At 69.4% G+C, this 18,092-nt stretch carries 18 protein-coding genes; 8 read left to right on the top strand and 10 right to left on the bottom strand.

The genetic code is table 11. From position 1 onward, the window contains the following. The first annotated feature begins 30 nt into the window (after window positions 1–30). The gene (locus AC1DVI_RS12050; RefSeq protein ID WP_476958164.1) at window positions 31–1,377 is read left to right on the top strand and encodes a branched-chain amino acid ABC transporter permease; all 1,347 of its coding nucleotides are present in this window, start codon (window positions 31–33) and stop codon (window positions 1,375–1,377) included. 77 nt (window positions 1,378–1,454) lie between these two features. Here AC1DVI_RS12050 and leuC read toward each other — a convergent pair whose 3' ends face one another. Then, the gene (leuC, locus tag AC1DVI_RS12045; RefSeq protein WP_476958163.1) at window positions 1,455–2,858 is read right to left on the bottom strand and encodes a 3-isopropylmalate dehydratase large subunit; all 1,404 of its coding nucleotides are present in this window, start codon (window positions 2,856–2,858) and stop codon (window positions 1,455–1,457) included. 248 nt (window positions 2,859–3,106) lie between these two features. Here leuC and AC1DVI_RS12040 point away from each other — a divergent pair, with 248 nt between their 5' ends. Together AC1DVI_RS12040 and AC1DVI_RS12035 are read left to right on the top strand one after the other, a co-directional pair. Beyond that, window positions 3,107–3,304, top strand: coding sequence for a hypothetical protein (locus tag AC1DVI_RS12040; protein ID WP_014239330.1), 198 nt, complete (start codon window positions 3,107–3,109; stop codon window positions 3,302–3,304). Between the two features lie 111 nt (window positions 3,305–3,415). Continuing rightward, window positions 3,416–4,327 (top strand): DMT family transporter, encoded by a 912-nt coding sequence (locus tag AC1DVI_RS12035; protein WP_476958162.1) that lies wholly within the window; start codon window positions 3,416–3,418, stop codon window positions 4,325–4,327. Between the two features lie 141 nt (window positions 4,328–4,468). Here AC1DVI_RS12035 and rplS read toward each other — a convergent pair whose 3' ends face one another. The 5 genes from rplS to ffh form a co-directional block, all read right to left on the bottom strand. Then, window positions 4,469–4,864: a 50S ribosomal protein L19 gene (rplS, locus tag AC1DVI_RS12030; protein WP_014239328.1), complete on the bottom strand. Its 396-nt coding sequence runs from the start codon at window positions 4,862–4,864 to the stop codon at window positions 4,469–4,471. Window positions 4,865–4,904: 40 nt separating this feature from the next. After that, the gene (gene trmD, locus AC1DVI_RS12025) at window positions 4,905–5,705 is read right to left on the bottom strand and encodes a tRNA (guanosine(37)-N1)-methyltransferase TrmD (RefSeq protein WP_476958161.1); all 801 of its coding nucleotides are present in this window, start codon (window positions 5,703–5,705) and stop codon (window positions 4,905–4,907) included. After that, window positions 5,702–6,208 (bottom strand): ribosome maturation factor RimM, encoded by a 507-nt coding sequence (rimM, locus tag AC1DVI_RS12020; RefSeq protein ID WP_476958160.1) that lies wholly within the window; start codon window positions 6,206–6,208, stop codon window positions 5,702–5,704. Before rimM ends, trmD begins: the two co-directional genes overlap by 4 nt. Window positions 6,209–6,223: 15 nt before the next feature. Continuing rightward, window positions 6,224–6,577, bottom strand: a complete 354-nt coding sequence (rpsP, locus tag AC1DVI_RS12015; protein WP_014239325.1) for a 30S ribosomal protein S16 — start codon at window positions 6,575–6,577, stop codon at window positions 6,224–6,226. 82 nt (window positions 6,578–6,659) lie between these two features. Then, a complete protein-coding gene (ffh, locus tag AC1DVI_RS12010) occupies window positions 6,660–8,027 on the bottom strand; it encodes a signal recognition particle protein (RefSeq protein WP_014239324.1) in 1,368 nt (455 codons plus the stop codon). A 396-nt stretch (window positions 8,028–8,423) separates the two neighbouring features. Here ffh and AC1DVI_RS12005 point away from each other — a divergent pair, with 396 nt between their 5' ends. Continuing rightward, window positions 8,424–9,788, top strand: a complete 1,365-nt coding sequence (locus AC1DVI_RS12005; RefSeq protein WP_149164178.1) for a pentapeptide repeat-containing protein — start codon at window positions 8,424–8,426, stop codon at window positions 9,786–9,788. 22 nt (window positions 9,789–9,810) lie between these two features. Here AC1DVI_RS12005 and AC1DVI_RS12000 read toward each other — a convergent pair whose 3' ends face one another. From AC1DVI_RS12000 to AC1DVI_RS11985, 4 genes are all read right to left on the bottom strand, one after another. Next, window positions 9,811–10,506: a hypothetical protein gene (locus AC1DVI_RS12000; RefSeq protein WP_476958159.1), complete on the bottom strand. Its 696-nt coding sequence runs from the start codon at window positions 10,504–10,506 to the stop codon at window positions 9,811–9,813. Window positions 10,507–10,653: 147 nt separating this feature from the next. Then, window positions 10,654–11,280 carry a hypothetical protein gene (locus AC1DVI_RS11995; RefSeq protein WP_476958158.1) on the bottom strand — a complete coding sequence of 209 codons (627 nt, stop codon included), beginning with the start codon at window positions 11,278–11,280 and terminating at the stop codon, window positions 10,654–10,656. A gap of 26 nt (window positions 11,281–11,306) precedes the next feature. Then, window positions 11,307–12,650: a DUF2336 domain-containing protein gene (locus AC1DVI_RS11990; protein WP_476958157.1), complete on the bottom strand. Its 1,344-nt coding sequence runs from the start codon at window positions 12,648–12,650 to the stop codon at window positions 11,307–11,309. Further along, the gene (locus tag AC1DVI_RS11985) at window positions 12,647–14,245 is read right to left on the bottom strand and encodes a sensor domain-containing diguanylate cyclase (protein WP_476958156.1); all 1,599 of its coding nucleotides are present in this window, start codon (window positions 14,243–14,245) and stop codon (window positions 12,647–12,649) included. Before AC1DVI_RS11985 ends, AC1DVI_RS11990 begins: the two co-directional genes overlap by 4 nt. Window positions 14,246–14,537: 292 nt before the next feature. Between AC1DVI_RS11985 and AC1DVI_RS11980 the strand changes: the two genes are divergently transcribed. The 4 genes from AC1DVI_RS11980 (at window position 14,538) to AC1DVI_RS11965 (ending at window position 17,992) form a co-directional block, all read left to right on the top strand. Further along, window positions 14,538–15,209, top strand: coding sequence for a pyrimidine 5'-nucleotidase (locus AC1DVI_RS11980; RefSeq protein WP_476958286.1), 672 nt, complete (start codon window positions 14,538–14,540; stop codon window positions 15,207–15,209). Window positions 15,210–15,331: 122 nt separating this feature from the next. Further along, window positions 15,332–16,174 (top strand): 2,3,4,5-tetrahydropyridine-2,6-dicarboxylate N-succinyltransferase, encoded by an 843-nt coding sequence (gene dapD, locus AC1DVI_RS11975; RefSeq protein WP_014239316.1) that lies wholly within the window; start codon window positions 15,332–15,334, stop codon window positions 16,172–16,174. A 19-nt stretch (window positions 16,175–16,193) separates the two neighbouring features. Then, a complete protein-coding gene (dapE, locus tag AC1DVI_RS11970; RefSeq protein WP_476958155.1) occupies window positions 16,194–17,375 on the top strand; it encodes a succinyl-diaminopimelate desuccinylase in 1,182 nt (393 codons plus the stop codon). Between the two features lie 47 nt (window positions 17,376–17,422). After that, on the top strand, window positions 17,423–17,992 hold the full coding sequence (locus AC1DVI_RS11965; protein ID WP_476958154.1) for a hypothetical protein: 570 nt from the start codon (window positions 17,423–17,425) through the stop codon (window positions 17,990–17,992). Window positions 17,993–18,092 lie beyond the last annotated feature (100 nt).

The following is an 18,092-nucleotide window of genomic DNA, read 5'->3' as shown; positions in this document are numbered from 1 at the left end:
CGAAGCACAACCGGCCGGGTTTCCGTCGCCGTGCACCGCCGTCCGCCGCGCCTGTTCCCGCCCTTTCTCCTGCTGATCGCCGCCCTGCTGCTGACCGGCTGCGGTGTGGACGGCGATCAGGCCGCGCTGTGCCGCAAGCTGATCCCCGCCTTCGACTCCGGCCCCGTCACCATCCTGGACACGGCCGAGATAGCGGGCGAGGAGCCGGCGCTACGCTTGACCTACCGCTCGGACATTGGCCGCGCGGAAACCGGGACCCACTGGATCGCCTGCCGCTTCGGTGGACGCTTCTTCGATTCGCGCCGGCACGAGCTGGTGGCGGTGGCCACCGACCGCATGGGGCGGCTGCGGCCCATGCAATTCACCATGCTGCGCATCTGGGCCGGCCTGCCCGCCGCCCGCCTCGGCCTGCCGCCAGAGTCGAGCGGCCCGGAACCGCGGCCGCGGACGGACTGGGCGCCGCTTCTCTTCTTCCTGCAACAGCTCATCAACGCGGCCACGGTGGCCTGCGTCTACGGGCTGCTGGCGCTGGGCTACACGCTGGTCTACGGCATCCTGGGACAGATCAACCTCGCCATGGGCGAACTGACCATGATCGGCGCCATGCTGACCGCCATGGGAGCGGCGGCGCTGGGCATGGCCGGGCTGGGCAGCCTGCCGCTGGCGGTGCTGGGGGTCTTCGCCACGGTGATGGCCTTCACCGCCGTCCAGGGCTGGACCATGGACCGGCTGGTGTTCCGCCGCCTGCGCCGCACCCACAATCACACGCCGCTGATCGCCGCGGTGGGCCTGTCCATCGCCTATCAGGAGGGGATGCGGCTCCTGCACGGCGCCCGCGACTGGTGGCCCGCCCAGTTCCTGGCCGACCGGCACGAGCTGCTCAGCGACGGCGCCTTCACCGTCACCGCCCTGACCTCGCAGGCCGTCATTCTGCTGATGACCGGCGGGCTGTATGCTCTGCTGTGGGCGATCATGCAGCGCACCGCCTACGGCCGCGCCCACCGCGCCTGCGCCGACGATGTGGGTGCGGCGGAGCTGGTCGGGGTAGATGTGGACCGCACCGTCGCCACCACCTTCGCAGTGGGCGGCGCGCTCGCGGCGGCGGCGGGGGCGGTGATCGCGCTCTATTACGGTGGGGTGAACTTCTACACGGGCTATCTGGTGGGCTTCAAGGCGCTGGCCGCCGCGGTGGTCGGCGGCATCGGGTCGGTCCCCGGCGCCATGCTGGGCGGCGCCCTGCTGGGGCTGGTCGAGACCTTCTGGTCGGCCTATTTCGCCATCGCCTACAAGGACATCGTGGCCTTCGGCCTGCTCACCCTCTTCCTGATCTACCGCCCGGACGGGCTGATGGGCCGAAGCCGCGGGCGGGGGGATTGAGGAAAGCGGAAACAGAAAAGCGGTGGCGGATGTCTCCGCCCCCGCTTCCGAAAACTCTGCCGGATGACAGCGCCGGATTACAACGACCGAACGTCCGTCAGGTGCCCGGTCACCGCCGCCGCGGCGGCCATGGCCGGGCTGAGCAAGTGGGTGCGCCCACCGCGGCCCTGGCGGCCCTCGAAGTTGCGGTTGGAGGTCGAGGCGCTGCGCTCGCCCGGCGACAGGCGGTCGGCGTTCATGGCGAGGCACATGGAACATCCCGGCTCGCGCCACTCGAAACCGGCCTCGGTGAAGATCTTGTCCAGACCCTCTTCCTCCGCCTGCTCCTTCACCAGACCGGAGCCCGGAACGACCAGGGCGCGCACGCCCTCGGCGACCTTGCGGCCCTGGGCGATCACCGCGGCGGCGCGCAGATCCTCGATGCGGCCATTGGTGCAGGAGCCGATGAAGACGGTGTCCACCTTCACGTCGGTCAGCTTCTGGCCGGGCTCCAGGCCCATGTAGGCCAGCGAGCGCTCGACGGCGGCGCGCTTGCCGGCGTCGGCCACGTCGGCCGGGTTCGGCACGGTCGCCGTGATCGGCAGCACGTCCTCCGGGCTGGTGCCCCAGGTGACCTGCGGGACGATGTCGGCGGCGTTCAGCACGACGGTGGTGTCGTAAACGGCGCCCTCGTCCGACGGCAGCGTCTTCCAGTACTCCACCGCCTGCTCCCAGGCGCCGGCCTTCGGGGCCAGGGCGCGGCCCTTCACATACTCGAAGGTCTTTTCGTCCGGGGCGATCAGGCCGGCACGCGCGCCGCCCTCGATGGCCATGTTGCAGACGGTCATGCGGCCTTCCATCGACAGGCCGCGGATGGCGTCCCCGGCGAACTCGATGACGTGGCCGGTACCGCCGGCCGTGCCGATCCGCCCGATGATCGCCAGCACGATGTCCTTGGCGGTCACGCCCTCCGGCAGTTCGCCGTCGACGCGGACCAGCATGTTCTTGGCCGGCTTCTGCAGCAGGGTCTGGGTGGCCAGCACATGCTCCACCTCCGACGTGCCGATGCCGAAGGCGAGCGCGCCGAAGGCGCCGTGCGTCGCCGTGTGGCTGTCGCCGCAGACGATGGTGGCGCCGGGCAGCGTGAAGCCCTGCTCCGGACCGACGATGTGCACGATGCCCTGGCGGACGTCGTCCATCGGGAAGTAGCGGACGCCGAAGTCGCGCGCGTTCTTGTCCAGCGTCTCGACCTGGATGCGGCTTTCCTCCTCGACGATGCCCTTGGAGCGGTCGGTGGTCGGCACGTTGTGGTCGGGCACGGCGAGGGTCGCTTCCGGACGGCGCACCGGACGGCCGGCAAGCCGCAGCCCCTCGAACGCCTGCGGGCTGGTCACCTCATGGACCAGATGGCGGTCGATGTAGAGGATGCAGGTGCCGTCGTCCTGACGGTGGACGACGTGGCTGTCCCAAATCTTGTCGAACAGGGTGCGCGGCTTGGACATAGCAACTCTCTCTCGCGGCAATTCTCTCTCGCAAACCACAGACCGGACGAACGAAGCGTGCGGTAAGAGGGCCGCACAATAGCCGTCTCTTTCAAGCAGGACAAGGCCGAGGCTGTGGAAAACACCCCGCATCCCGCACCGAAAAATCGCCGCTCCCCCGCGCCGCCCATCGGCTGGCGGGGAAGGCGCTCCTTATGGTAGCGTCCGCCCACCGATCTCCATTGCCCCATTCGATGAAGGGTCATCCCGTGACGGACCCCACTGTCCGCTGTGAACGCTGCGAACGGCCTTATCCCGCCGAGCTTCCCGGCTGCCCGAATTGCCGGCGCATCCGCCAGACCAACATCGCCATCGCCACCACCATGATCCTTCTGGTGCTGTTCGCCATCGGCGGCTGGTTCGGCATCCAGGTCTTCACCGGCTTCTCCACCGGCGGCACGCCGTAACGCCGGCCCCCTCGCGGGGCTGCCGCACCAGGAACGCAGACCTCCCACCCCCGCCCGCGCCGTAGGATGCGGCAAAATTCAGGGTTGGGAGGACTCATGGCGGATCAGGCCATGCCACGCGCCGCGGCCGGCCAGGGACCCGTGGGCGGTCCGGACACCGTGGTCTACGCGCAGCTTGCGGGAATCGTGTTGTTCTGGGGCGCCAACTGGCCCCTGATGAAGCTGGCCCTGTCCGACATCGGGCCGCTGACCTTCTGTCTTCTGCGCTTCGCCGGGGCGGCCGCGGTGCTGGCCCTGCTGTCGCGGGTGCTGCGCTTCCCCCTCCTGCCGCCGCCGGGGGAACGCTGGCCGCTGGCCCTGGTCGGGCTGCTCCAGATCGCCAGCATGCTGGATCTCAGCTCCATCGCGTTGCGGGTCGTGCCGCCGGGACGGGCCGCGGTGCTCGCCTACACCATGCAGATGTGGGCGCTGCCGCTGGGCGTGCTGCTCGCCGGGGAGCGTTTCACGCGCGGGCGGGTGATCGGTGCGCTGCTGACCTTCGCCGGCGTCCTCGTCTTCTTCAACCCGGCGCTGATGGACTGGAGCGACCCGGCGGTTCTGCTGGGCAACGGGCTGCTGCTGGCCTGCGCGCTGAGCTGGGCGCTCGGCGCCACCCTCTACCGCCGTCGCCGCGGCGGCTGGCGCACGCCCTTCTGGACCCAGACCTTCTGGCAGATCGCCGTCAGCGCCGTGGCGACCGCCCCACTGGCCCTGGCGGCGGAGCACGCCCGGCCGATCCACTGGACGCCCGCGCTGGGCACCGTGCTGGCCTTCAACTGGGTGATCGCCACGGGCCTGTGCTTCTGGTGGTGGGCGAAGTCGCTGACCGCCATGCCTGCGGCCCAGGCCGGGCAGATCATCTGCCTCGTCCCCGTCACCGCCCTGTTGACCCAACCCTCCCCCGCTCTCGGCGGACCGAAGGTCCGCCTGCCGCGTCAGCGCAAACCTATGGTTTGCGCGAGAGCTCCGCAGGGGAGGGCTTAAATCTCCTCCCCCTGCGAAAGCGGGGGGAGGTCGGGAGGGGGGCACCGACGCAACCAATTCCCCATTCCCCAACGCCAAACACCCGCCCGGATCGCTCCGGGCGGGTGCTGGTTCAGGCGTACCGAACGAAAGGGCGCCGGATTACTCCGCGGCGGCCTTCGTGTTGTTCATGCCACGGCCGGTCGTGCGCTCGGCGATACGGGCCGACTTGCCGCGACGGTCGCGCAGATAGTACAGCTTGGCGCGGCGGACGGCGCCCTTGCGGACCAGCTCGATCGACTCCAGACGCGGGCTGTAGAGCGGGAACACGCGCTCCACACCCTCGCCGTAGCTGATCTTGCGGACGGTGAAGGACGAGTTCACGCCGGCGTTCCGGCGGGCGATCACGACGCCCTCGTAAGCCTGGACACGCTCGCGCGTGCCCTCGACCACCTTCACGTTCACGCGGACGGTGTCGCCCGGCGAGAACACAGGAATGGTCTTGCCGCCGAGGGCCTTCTCGATCTGCTCCTGCTCGAGCTGCTGCAACAGGTTCATGACACTACCCCTTTCCATCGGTGCGCCTCGCGGCGGACCGTCACTCTGGTTTCGGGCCGCGCCGGCGACCCCGTTTTCCAATCTGACCCTCGGCCTTCCTGCCCGCCTCGTAGCGGTCCCACAGGTCCGGTCGCCGGGCCTGCGTGATCCGCTCCGCCTCGGCGAGCCGCCAGGCGCGAACCTTCTCGTGGTGGCCGGACAACAGGATGTCCGGAACCGACCGTTCCACACCCTGCCCGTCGGTCCAGACCGCGGGCCGGGTGTAGTGGGGGTATTCGAGCAACCCCCGTTCGAAACTTTCCTCGCCCGCCGTCTCCACATTGCCCATGACACCGGGGAGCAAGCGCACCACGGCGTCGATCAGGCACAGGGCGGCGGTCTCGCCGCCGGACAGCACGAAATCCCCGAGGCTGACCTCCTCAAGGCTGTGCGCGTCCAGCACCCGCTCATCCACCCCTTCGTACCGGCCGCAGAGCAGGGTGACCACCGGGGTGGCCGCCAACTCCTTGACCAGCTCCTGGTCGAGCACCCGTCCGCGAGGCGACAGGTAGATCGCCCGTCCGCGTCCAGGAGTGCCCGGAGGACCCGCCGTCGCGGTCAGAGCCGCGTCCAGCACGTCGGGCCGCATGACCATGCCGGCCCCTCCGCCGAAGGGAGTGTCGTCGACGGAGCGGTGTTTATCGCGCGCGAACGTGCGAATGTCCACTGATTCCAACGCCCAGACTCCATTTTCCAGCGCCTTTCCCGCGAGGCTGAGCCCCAGCGGACCCGGAAACATCTCCGGGAACAGCGTCAGAACCTTGGCCGTCCAGGCAAGAGAACCGGAAGCGCCGTGATTCACGGGCCGGTCCCCTCGTCTTCAGCGACATCCGCGCCTTCCGGCGCATCCTCTCCGTCCTTTTCCGCCTCGCCTTCGCGCGCTTCGATGACGGCGGGAAGATCGACCACGACGCGGCCTCCCTTCACATCGACCACCGGAACGCAGGCGCGGGTGAAGGGCAGCATCTCCAGCGGCCCCGATTCCGTGCGGATCTCCAGCACGTCACCGGCTCCGAAGTCGTACAGCGCCTTCACCGTGCCCCAGACGGTGCCGTCGGCGAGTTCCGCACGCAGCCCGATCAGGTCCGCGTGGTAGAACTCGTCCTCGTCCTCCGTCTCGGGCAAGGCGGAACGGTCCACATAAAGGCGGACGCCGGTCAGTTCCTGCGCCTGTTCGCGCGTGGCGATGCCATCGACGCGGACCAGGAACAGGTCCTTCATGGTGCCCTGAAGCGTCAGCGCGAAGCGCTCCTGCGAAGCGGGGGAGGGAGGGACCCGCGCGCAAGCGCGGGAGGGTGGGGGCAAACACGCCGATCCTTATCAGCCCTCGGCGGCGGCCTTGGCGGCGGCCTCGGCCTTCAGACGCTCCTGCGCCTTGGCCTTCGGGGCGGACTTCTTCGGGGTCTCGCGGATTTCCGGCTTGGCGATCAGGCCGGCGTTCGCCAGGAACAGGGCGACGCGGTCCGTCGGCTGGCCGCCGACCGACAGCCAATGCTTGGCGCGCTCGGCGTCCAGGACGATGCGCTGCTCGTGCTCGCGCGGCAGCATCGGGTTGTAGGTGCCGATCTTCTCAATGAAGCGGCCGTCGCGCGGGCTGCGGGCGTCGGCGACGACGATCGAGTAGAACGGACGCTTCTTGGCGCCGCCACGGGCCAGACGGATCTTCAGGGACATGGGACAGTCGCTTCCTTGGTGTAGTCGCTTGGTGTGCGGTTGAAGGTAATCGCGCTCATCGCGCGGTTGCTTTCGCCGGGGATCAGTTCGGTCCCCGGAAATTCTTCGGCAGGAGGCTCTGCAGCCCGTGGCGCATCAGCCCCTTCTGCCCCAGCTTCTGCACCTGCTTCATCATGCCGCGCATGGTGTCGTACTGCTTGAGCAGCTTGTTCACCTCCTGCACGCTGGTGCCGGAGCCGGCGGCGATGCGCTTGCGGCGCGATGCCTTGATGAGCTCGGGGTGCTTGCGCTCCTTCTTCGTCATCGAGGAGATGATCGCCTCCTGGCGTTTGATCACCCCGTCGTCGATGTTCGCGTCCTTGAGCTGGTTCTTGATCTTGCCAATGCCCGGCAGCATGCCCATCAGGCCGGACATGCCGCCCATCTTGCGCAGCTGCTTGAGCTGGGAGGCCATGTCGTCGAGGTCGAAGCCCTGGCCCTTCTCCATCTTGCGGGCGAGCTTCTCGGCCTCTTCCTTGTCGATGCTCTCGGCGGCCTTCTCGACCAGCGACACCACGTCGCCCATGCCGAGGATGCGGCCGGCGATGCGGTCGGGGTGGAAGGCCTCCAGGGCGTCGATCTTCTCGCCCATGCCCAGCAGCTTGATCGGCTTGCCGGTGATCTGGCGCATCGACAGGGCGGCACCGCCGCGGGCGTCGCCGTCCACGCGGGTCAGCAGGATGCCGGTGATTCCCACCTTGTCGTTGAAGTTGGTGGCGACCGTCACCGCGTCCTGGCCGGTCATGGCGTCGGCGACCAGCAGCGTTTCCGCCGGCTTGGTCGCGTCGCGCACGGCCGCGACCTCGGCCATCAGCTCCTCGTCGATGGACAGGCGGCCGGCGGTGTCGAGCATGACCACGTCGTAGCCTTCGCGCCGGCCGGTCTCGATGGCGCGGCGGGCGATGGCGACGGGGTCCTGGCCGGGAACGATCGGCAGGGTGGCGACGCCGGTCTGCTCGCCCAGGACCTTCAGCTGCTCCTGCGCCGCCGGACGGCGCACGTCCAGCGAGGCCATCAGGACCTTCTTGCGGTCCCGGTTCTTCAGGCGCAGCGCGATCTTGGCGGTGCTGGTGGTCTTGCCCGAACCCTGCAGGCCGACCATCAGGATCGGCACGGGGGCGGCGGCGTTGAGGTTGATCTCCTCGCCCTGCCCCAGCATCTCCACGAGGTTGTCGTGGACGATCTTGATGACCTGCTGGCCGGGGGTGATCGAGCGCAGGACCTCCTGGCCGATCGCGCGTTCCTTGACCTGGTTGACGAACTGCTTGACCACCGGCAGGGCGACGTCGGCCTCCAGCAGCGCCACGCGCACCTCGCGCAGCGCAGCGTTGACGTCCTCCTCGCTCAGCGCGCCACGGCGGCGCAGCTTGTCGAAGATGTCGCCCAGGCGTCCGGTCAGGCCATCGAACATGGGTCAGCGGTCCTCAGTTTCGGTCTCCATCCGCTCGAACACGATCGGCTCAAGCACAAACGAGCCAGTGCGCGAAACTCGCGGACTGGCGGAGGTCCCCGGCACACAGGCCGATGGTACCCGGTCGATGGCTCGACGGATGCAGGTCGGCGGACCATACGCATCACGGGAGGCGGAGTCAACCACGCAGCAACGGCATGCCGTGCGGGAGCCTCTTGCGCAACGGCGCGCAAAGGGCCACTATTTCCACACACAACCAAGGGCTTTGCGGCCCGGGAACAGCGCCCGCGATAGAACGCATTCGAGGCGTACTTGAATAAAGCGTTACCGGTTGTTAACTTTTTCTTCGCGGCTCTCCTTTAGAGTGTGCCGCGACTCCAACCCGGGATTTCCCTGATGCCCCCCGCGCAAGGCTTCGGAACGAACACACCGCGCACGAAGCTGACACAAAGTCAGCTGAACACGATCCTGCTCCGGCATCAGGCTTTCCGGAAAAGCCAGCCGGGCGGTGTGCGCGCGAACCTGAAGATGCGCGACCTGTCGCATCTGGACCTGTCCGGCATCGACCTGTCCGACGCCGACCTGTCCGGGGCGAAGCTGTTCAGCGCCCGGCTGACGCGGGCCAACCTGACCAACGCCAACCTCTACGCCGCCGACCTACGGCTGGCGAACCTGGAGAAGGCCGACCTGCGCCGCGCCGACCTGCGCGGCGCCTGCCTGCGCGGCGCCGTGCTGTCGGAAGCCATGCTGGTGGAGGTGGACCTGCGCGACGGCACGTTGCTGCATTACACCCCGTCGGGCGAGATGATGCCGCACAATTTCGAGGATTCGGTCCTGACCTCGGAGCTGACGGCGGCGGTCATCCGCGGCGCCGACCTGTCGCGGGCCAAGGTGGCGAACGCCTTCGTCATGCAGACCGACCTGACGGACGCGATCCTGCGCGGCACCAAGTTCATGCGGGCCAACCTGACGAACTCCAACCTGACGGGCTGCGACCTGACCGACGCCGACCTGTCGGAGGCCAACCTGTCCGGCGCCCGGCTGTCCGGCGCGGTGATGACCAACTGCGCCATCGGGCGCGCCAACTTCACCAACGCCAACCTGATCGGCGCCATCCTGGACGCGGCCCAACTCCGCTCGCCCAACCTGTCCGCCGCGGTGATGGCGAAGGTTCTGGAGAATCCGGACGACGACCTGCGCGACATCCTGACCCTGCACCTCTCCTGGATCGACAGCGGCGGCAAGGACGGCAAGCGCGCCGACCTCTCCTCGCTCGACCTGTCGGGGCGCACCCTCGACGGCATCAACCTGTCCGCCGGCATCCTGCAATGCATCACGCTGCGCGGCGCCTCGATGATGGGCACCTCGCTGGCCATCGCGGACCTGTCGCTGTCGGACCTGCGCAAGGTGAACTTCACCAAGGCCGACCTGCGTGGCGTCAATTTCGAGCGGGCGACGCTGACCGGCGCCAACCTGACCGAGGCGCAGCTCGGCCCCGTGCACATCCAGGGATCGAGCAGCCACGTCTGGCGGGCCAACCTCCAGCGCGCCCGCATGGGCATGGCCGTTCTGAAGGACGCCGACCTGCGCAAGGTGAACCTGTCCGGCGCCAACCTCGCCGGGGCGGACCTGCGCGGCGCCAACCTGAGCGAGGCCGACCTGACCGGCACCGACCTGACCGGCGCGGACCTCGACGGCACGGTGCTGGACGGCACCAGCCTGACCGACGCCATCGGGATCGAGGAGATGACCGGGACCTGATCCCGGCTTGAGGACACCGCCTTCAGGGGCGCCGCTGCGTCCAGGGGCCGGAGCGGTAGGCGGTGCGGACGTGGTTGATCAGCAGATTGCGCGCGTCGATCAGCTGGGCCATGCGGTCGCGGCAGGCGACCACCCCGGTATCCGGATGGTAGACGGGGGCTAGTTCGCGGAAGCGCTTCACCACCCGGTCCTCGTCAAAGCACCATTCGTTGACGAAGCCGAACATCTGCGCGGCGTCGCGCACCTGCGTCAGCTTGCCGTCCAGCGGGCGGAAGGACACCCGTTCCAGCGCGTGGGCCAGCGCCTTGTTGCGGTAGGTCAGCGTTTCCACCGCGCCTTCCAGCCGCCCCGCCTCCTCGGCGGGCATCAGCCGACAGCCGGGTTCGGCCAGCGCCAGCGCCGCCGCCATCGCCCGGCGGATCGCCGCTTCGCTGTGGCCGGGCGGCAGCCGTAACTCCAGCACCGTCCGCTCCGCACCATCGTCCGGTGCCCCCGGGTCCGGCCTGCGGTCGGGCGCCAGCAGCAGCGCGGCGGCGGTGAGCGCTGACAGGTCGGTTCCGCGCTTGGCGGCCAGACGGACCGCCGCCGCTGCGAAAGCGGGGGCACAGGGAACCCGGTAGGGGATGGCGGGCGAAACGCCGACGCTCCGGGCCGACGGGAAGAACCCGGCGTCCGCTTCGGTCAGCGCGGCGAAGGGATAGCCATCCGGAGCGGTCATGAAGGGCACCAACGCGTCGTGCGTGTGGCGCGACTCTAACGCAATCCCTGGATTCCGCGCAACGGCCCACCCCGTCGCAGGAGGTGTAACGCGGAACGCGTCATCCCCTGCCTGTCCGCGCTAGCACAGCCGCGCTCACCCAGCCGGTCAGCGGTGCATCATCGTCGGTTTGGCCGGCAGCTTCTGCAGCATGTCCTCGATGTAGGCCTCGTCGCTCTTGCCCGACATGGCGGCGAAGCCCTTCAGCATCTGGCTGCCGAAACTGAAGACGCCGGTCAGGTCGATCTTCCAGGCCCCGCCCTCGCGCACGAAGTCGGCGGGAACCAGGGCCGGGCGGTTGTCGACCATCAGCAGAGCGGAGGCGCGGTCGCCGCGCACCCGCACCGGGCCGAGCCCGCTGCTGCCGATGACGTTGGGGCCGAGCCAGCCGTTCTTCATGCCGTGATCGGCCAGCTCGCCGAGCGACATGCGGCGCAGGTCGGCCGGACTGACGTAGCGGCGCAGGCCCATGGCGGCGAACTTCTCCGCCGGCTCCAGCTTGGCGAGTCCGGAGTCGTTGCCGCTGCGGGCGACGCCGCGCACTTGCTCCAGCTTGTCCAGCGACGCGCGGGACAGCAGCGGAACGACCGCCGCGCCACGCTTCTGCGCCAGGGCGGAGCGGGCGCTGTCAAAGACCGCCGCGACCTCCCGCTCCTCGGGGGAGGCGGGCGGCGGGGCGGCGAAGGCCGGAATGGAAAAACCGAGGAACAGCAGCAGGAAAGCCAGGGCGCGCATGGACAGGTCCGTGTGGTGACGCGGCGTCAGACTTTCTCCTCGACTCCGAAGAAGGCGAGCTGCCAGCGCATCTCGTCGTCGGACATCGGGTAAAGGACGCCTTCCCTTGCCATAAGCGCGGTTTTTGGCGGAATCTGGGCGATGCGCAATTGCACCTGCCGGGCGAAGCGCATCGACAGGCCGCAGCGCCAGACCAGCGAGGTGACGGCGCGCGGGGCGTGGGTGCCGATGATGCGGTCGATGATCGGCATGGGAAGCTGCGCCAGCTCGCCCAGACCGGCCAGGACGAAGGCCCGGTCGCCCTCCGCCAGCGCGCCTTCCAGCAGCTTCTCCGTCAGCTTGCCTTCCTTGTTCAGCCTGGCCGCCTTGTCGGACGGGCGTTCGGCCGCCTTGTCCTTGTCGCCCGGCAGATGGCCGAGCTCCTCCTCCCCGAAATCGACGAGGCCGCGGGCAACGCCGGGACCGCCACCGCCGTTGCCGCCGGCCCCGCGGTTGACCCGCGCCCGCACGCCCTCGGCCAGGGCGTGGGCGGCAGCGGGGTCGAGGTCGGTGCGCTCCCGCAGGACCTTCAGCAGGTTGTCGGCGACGAAGCTCGCCAGGCGCGCCACGGCGCGGGCGGGCAGGCGCGGGCGGCGCACCAGCGGAGCGTGCCAGGGCTCGTGCTGCGGCGCCTGATCGAGGATGCGGTCCAGCGTCTCCTCGCGGATCTGGGCCGAGGGGTTGGCGAGCAGCGCGGTCATCGCCGCCTCGTCGTCGGAGCGCGCGATGGCGTCGGCGACGGAGGCCGAGACCTGCTTGCGCCCGGCGATCGCCGACAGGGCGCCGGCCACCGGCCCGCGCATGATGATGTCGGCCAGATCCTCGTCGGTCAGGATCGGCGAGAATTGCAGGACCGGGGCGCAGACCGACAGCTCCACGTCGCGGGCCAGCGTGTTGATGACGCCGTGGGGGGCGCCGGGCAGCTCCTTCAGCGCCTCCGACAGAATGCCGCGCACCTCCGTCGCCTGGTCGCGGGCCAGTGCCTCCAGGCATTCCAGCGTCAGCCGCTCAATCTGCGACGCCTGGTCGGCGGACAGGTCGGGCAGGAGCCGGGCGACCTTCTGGGCCAGGGCGCCACGCACCGCGACCTCCCGGTCGGTGGCCAGCATCAGGTCGGCCTGCCGCGGCGTGCCGGCGTTGGTGGCGATGGCCTCACGCACCTCCGCCGCCGCGTCGGCGGCCAGGAAATAGAGCAGCTCCGGCCGGGTCTCGGGCGACGCGGCGACGCGGCGACGCACCGCCGGGTCGGCGCTGCGCGCCATCCGCTTGGCCGCCTCGTAATCGGCGGGGTCGAGAAGCTGGGGCTCGGCGCGGTCGCCGCGGGTGGTCATAGGAACGCCTCCGCGACGGGAGCGCTTTCCCCCCGGGGGGCCGGGGCAACGGCGTAATGGCCCTTTCCGCGCTTCTTGGCGTCGTACATCGCCGAGTCGGCGCGGTCGGTCAGCTCCTGCACGGTCTCGCGTCCCACCCGGTGCACGGCGATGCCGATGGAGAGTCCCAGCGGCTTATCCGGGCCGGCGGAGAGATGGCGCAGCGCGGCCATCCCGGCCAGCAGCCGTTCGGCCACCGCCACCGCCTGCCCCTCGTCGGTGCGGCCCAGCCACAGCACGAACTCGTCGCCGCCCAGCCGTCCCGGCAAGTCGCCGGGCCGGACGCCGTTGGTCAGCAGCCCGCCGATGGCCATCAGCACGGCGTCGCCCTGCTGATGCCCATGCAGGTCGTTCACCGCCTTGAAATTGTCGAGGTCCACGTAGAGCAGCGCGGACGGCCCGGTGTCCGGGCGGCCGAGCACCTCCTCCAGCCGCTCGAAGAAGGTGCGGCGGTTGAACAGGCCGGTCAGCCCGTCGCGTTCCGACAGGCGGCGCAACCGCTCCTGATAGGCCAGATGCGCGTGGGCGATGCCGATGTGGTCGGCCACGCCGGACAACAGCATCCGGTCCTCGTCGTCCCAGGGATCGGAATCGTCGCCGCGCCAGATGACCACGGCGCCGTTGACGGCCTGCCGATGCTCCGTCCGGGCGGCCAGCAGCCGGTTCGCCCCCAGGGTCAGCTCATGCGGGTCCTCGCTGCCGGCGATCTCCTCCAGAACGGGGTGCGACAGGTCGGACAGCAGCTCCTCCGGGATCTCCGCGGCGAAATCGGCGGCGGGGCGCAGGGCGCCGGTTTCCGTCGCGCGGTAGATGCGGCAGCCGTCGGCGCCCAGCGCGCGGGCGGTTTCCACCGCGGCGACGTGCAGCGCCTTCTGGGCGTCGAGCTGGTCGCGCAGCGTGTGGACGATGTGGGCGAGCATCTTCTCGCGGTTGCGCACCCGCGCCAGCTCGGCGGAGCGCAGCACCTGCTCCGTCGTCTCCCGGCAGACGCCGCGCGCGCCCATCCATTCACCCTGCGGGCCGAACAGCGGCACCGCCGACACCACGAAGCAGGCGGGCAGATCGTCCACCCGCTTCAGCCACAGCTCCGCCTGATCGACGGGGCGGCGGCTGTCGAACGGCAACGGCAGGTCGCCCCACTCGGTCACCGCCAGATCCTTGGGGTTGCGACCAATCAACGCATCGGGGGTGTAGCCCAGCGCACCCTTGGGCGTGACGAAGACGAATCGCCCGTCGCTGCCCGTTTCCCAGGCGAAATCGCTCGAAACCTCGACGAGATCCTTGTAGCGGCGGCGCGACTCGATCAGCGTCTGGCGGAGCTGCCGCTCCAGCGTGGCGTCGCGTCCAAGCAGCAGGATTTCCCCGTCGGGCAGCGGCGTGGCCGCCCATTCGACGATCATCACGCCGCGCGGCAACTCCACCGGAAGGGAGCGCAGGCCCGGCGCGACGCTGCACATCGCCAGCCACCCCTGGATGTCCGCGAGCCAGCGCCCGCCGGCGCACAGCAGCTCGTCCGCGGCGGCGTTCGCGGCGGCAACCGCGTGAGCGGAATCCAACCGGATCGCCGGACCGGGGAATGCGGCCAGGAGCGTGGGGGTAAGGATGACGCCGGGCGGGTTGGCCGGCGGAACTTCGGATGTTGGGTCTGCGGACACGGTGCGAACCTGAGACTGCGCGGGGCGGAGTATACCGGAAAAATGCGTTTCTTTGCCGAATCTTTCTTCAGGCGGTCCGGGCACTGGCCATACGCAACCATTCATTGAAAGCAATTCCGTTCCGGAACGGAAACGGGCCATGCGGCGAAGCGGCTTGCGGGCGGGCCGGCGAAGCCCCATTCTTCAGCCCATGATGGCTTCCCTTCGCGATACCGGGGTCTGGATCTTCGACCTCGACAACACCCTCTATCCCGCCTCCTGCAACCTGTTCGCCCAGGTGGACCGGCGCATCGGCGATTTCATCGCCGGGCATTTCGGCATCACCTACGACGAGGCGCGCGTCATGCAGAAGCGCTTCTTCCGGGAGCACGGAACGACGCTGCGCGGCCTGATGGTGGAGCACGACGTCGATCCTGTGCCTTTTCTGGATTACGTGCACGACATCGACGTCAGCCCGGTGGCCCCCTGCCCCGACATGGCGGACGCGCTGAACCGGCTGCCGGGGCGCAAGATCATCTACACCAACGGTTCCGTCCGCCACGCCGAGAACGTGACGCGCCAGTTGGGCATCGACGGCTGCTTCGAGGCGACCTTCGGCATCGTCGAGGCGGGCTATGTGCCCAAGCCCGACCCGCGCCCCTACGACATCCTGGTGGACCATTACGACATCGACCCCGCCCGCGCCTGCATGGTGGAGGACATCGCCCGCAACCTCGTCCCCGCCCACGCCCTGGGCATGACGACCGTGTGGGTGCGCAGCGAGGCCGACTGGGCCCGCCCCGACCAGGGCGGAGTCGGCACCGGCAACCACATCGACCACACCGTCGACGACCTGCCGGCTTGGCTGGAGGAGATCGCGGGCTGAGCGGCGACCGCAAGGCCCTTCTTCCCCCCGTAGAACCCTTTAAGAACAAGGCAACGTTGACAAGGCGGCGCGGCCCGGCCCATGTTCCGAACCCTCGAACAGACAGCCCAGCGAATGCCGCCATGAGCCACGCCAGCCTCGAATCCGCCGTCAACGCCGCGTGGGAAACCCGCGACACCCTGAACGTTTCGACCAAGGGCGCCGTCCGCGACGCCGTCGAGGAGGCCCTGTCCGGCCTCGACTCCGGCGACCTGCGCGTGGCGCAGAAGACGGACGCCGGGTGGGTCGTGAACCAGTGGCTGAAGAAAGCGGTCCTGCTGTCCTTCCGCCTGAACGCCAACGAGACGATCCCCGGCGCGCCGGGTGGCGCCTCCTGGTACGACAAGGTGCCGCCGAAGTTCGAAGGCTGGTCCGAGGCGCAGTTCCAGGCCGCCGGCTTCCGCGCCGTTCCGGGCGCGGTCGTCCGCCGCTCCGCCTACGTCGCGCCGAACGTCATCCTGATGCCCAGCTTCGTCAACGTCGGCGCCTATGTCGACAGCGGCACCATGGTGGACACCTGGGTCACCGTCGGTTCCTGCGCGCAGATCGGCAAGAACGTCCATTTGTCGGGCGGCGTCGGCATCGGCGGCGTGCTCGAGCCGCTCCAGGCCAATCCGGTCATCATCGAGGACGATTGCTTCGTCGGCGCCCGCTCCGAGGTGGTCGAGGGCGTGATCGTCGAACGCGGCGCCGTCCTGTCCATGGGCGTCTTCATCAGCGCCTCGACCAAGATCATCGACCGCAACACCGGCGAGGTCTTCGTCGGCCGCGTCCCGGCCTACTCCGTCGTGGTGCCGGGCACCCTGCCGGGCAAGCCGCTGCCCGACGGCACGCCGGGTCCGGGCCTCTATTGCGCGGTGATCGTGAAGCGGGTGGACGAGCAGACCCGCGCCAAGACCTCCATCAACGACCTGCTGCGCGACTGACGCCGGGGAAGACCACACGATGAGCACCGCCGCCGCCGCTCCCACCTTCGACCCCTGCGATCCCGTCGCGGTGGCGCAGGCCCTGATCCGCTGCCCCAGCGTGACGCCCGAGGACGGCGGCGCTCTGGGCGTTCTGGAGGCGGCGCTGGCGCCGCTGGGCTTCGCCTGTCACCGCCTGCGGTTCGAGGAGGGGGGCACGGCGCCGGTGGACAACCTCTACGCCCGTCTGGGCACGGAGGGGCCGAACTTCTGCTTCGCCGGGCACACCGACGTGGTGCCCCCCGGCGAGCGGAAGGGCTGGTCCATCGATCCCTTCGCCGCGGAAATCCACAACGGCCGCCTCTATGGCCGGGGTGCGGTGGACATGAAGGGGGCCATCGCCGCCTTCGTCGCCGCCGCGGCCCGCCACGTCAGGGCCGGCGGCGCGCCCAAGGGCTCGATCAGCCTCCTGATCACCGGGGACGAGGAGGGGGTCGCCATCAACGGCACCCGCAAGGTGCTGGACTGGTTGCAGGCCAGGGGCGAGACGCTCGACGCCTGCGTGGTCGGGGAGCCGACCAACCCCAAGGCGCTGGGCGACATGATCAAGATCGGGCGGCGCGGCAGCATGACCGCCTTCCTGACCGTCCACGGCGCGCAGGGGCATGTCGCCTACCCGCATCTGGCCGACAACCCGCTGCCGCGTCTGGCCCGCATGCTGGCGGCCATCACGGCGGAGCCGCTGGACGCCGGCACCCCGCATTTCCAGCCGTCGAACCTGGAACTGACCACCATCGACGTGGGCAACCCGGCGCACAACGTCATCCCGGCGCAGGGCAAGGCGACGCTGAACATCCGCTTCAACGACCTGCACACCGCCGACACGCTGCTGGCGTGGCTGCGCGAGCGGCTGGACGGGGTGGGCGGCGCCTACGAGCTGGACCATTTCGTGTCGGGCGACAGCTTCCTGACCCCGCCCGGCCCACTGACCGAACTGGTGGCGGACGCCGCGGAGCGCGTCACCGGGCGCCGTCCCGAATATTCGACGACCGGCGGCACGTCGGACGCCCGCTTCATCAAGAATTTCTGCCCGGTGGTCGAGTTCGGCCTCGTCGGGCAGACGATGCACAAGGTGGACGAGCACACCGCGCTGGACGACCTGACCCGCCTGACCGACATTTACGGCGAGGTTTTGCGGAACGTCTTCGACCGGATCGGTTGACGTAAGGCCCCCTCCGACCGTTTCCCCCACCCTCCGGTGACCGCAACATGCCGCTGACCGCCCGGGACGTCGCCTCCTCCGTCTTCGGCGCCTATCGCCTGGCCCGGTTCGACCCCACCGGATTGCAGCATCTGGACCGCACCCCCGAAGGGGCGTGGAAGTCCTTCTACGCCGCGGTGATCGTCGCCCCGGCCTGGACGCTGCTGCTGGCGATCCGGCTGTGGGACCAGGTGCCGGACACGCCGCTGTTCCAGCTCGTGGTGGTGGAGGCCATCGCCTACGTCATCAGCTGGACGGCCTTCCCCGTGGTCATGCACGGGGTGAGCGGGCTGCTGGACCGGCAGAACCGCTACATCGATTTCCTGTGCGCCTACAACTGGTCGTCGGTCGTGCAGATGAGCATCTATCTGCCGGTGGTGATCCTGGCCGCCACGGGGATTCTGCCCGGCCGGATCTCCGAAGGGCTGGTGTTCGGCATCATGCTGGCGATGTTGACCTACCAGTGGTTCGTCATGCGCACGGCGCTGGACATCTCCGGCGTCGCGGCGGCGGTTCTGGTCCTGCTCGACCTGTTCCTGTCGGCGCTCATCACCGATTTCGCCGACGGGCTGCTGTAGGAGTGATTGCCCCCACCCCGGCCCTCCCCCGCTTCGCAGGGGAGGGAGAATCAAGTCCCCTCCCCTGCGATAGCGGGGGAGGGTTTGGGTGGGGGCAAGA

The sequence above is a fragment of the Azospirillum sp. P4_B5 genome, from assembly GCF_056402275.1.
Note: the sequence above shows the minus strand (reverse complement) of the source record. Positions and strands in the feature narration are given on the sequence as shown.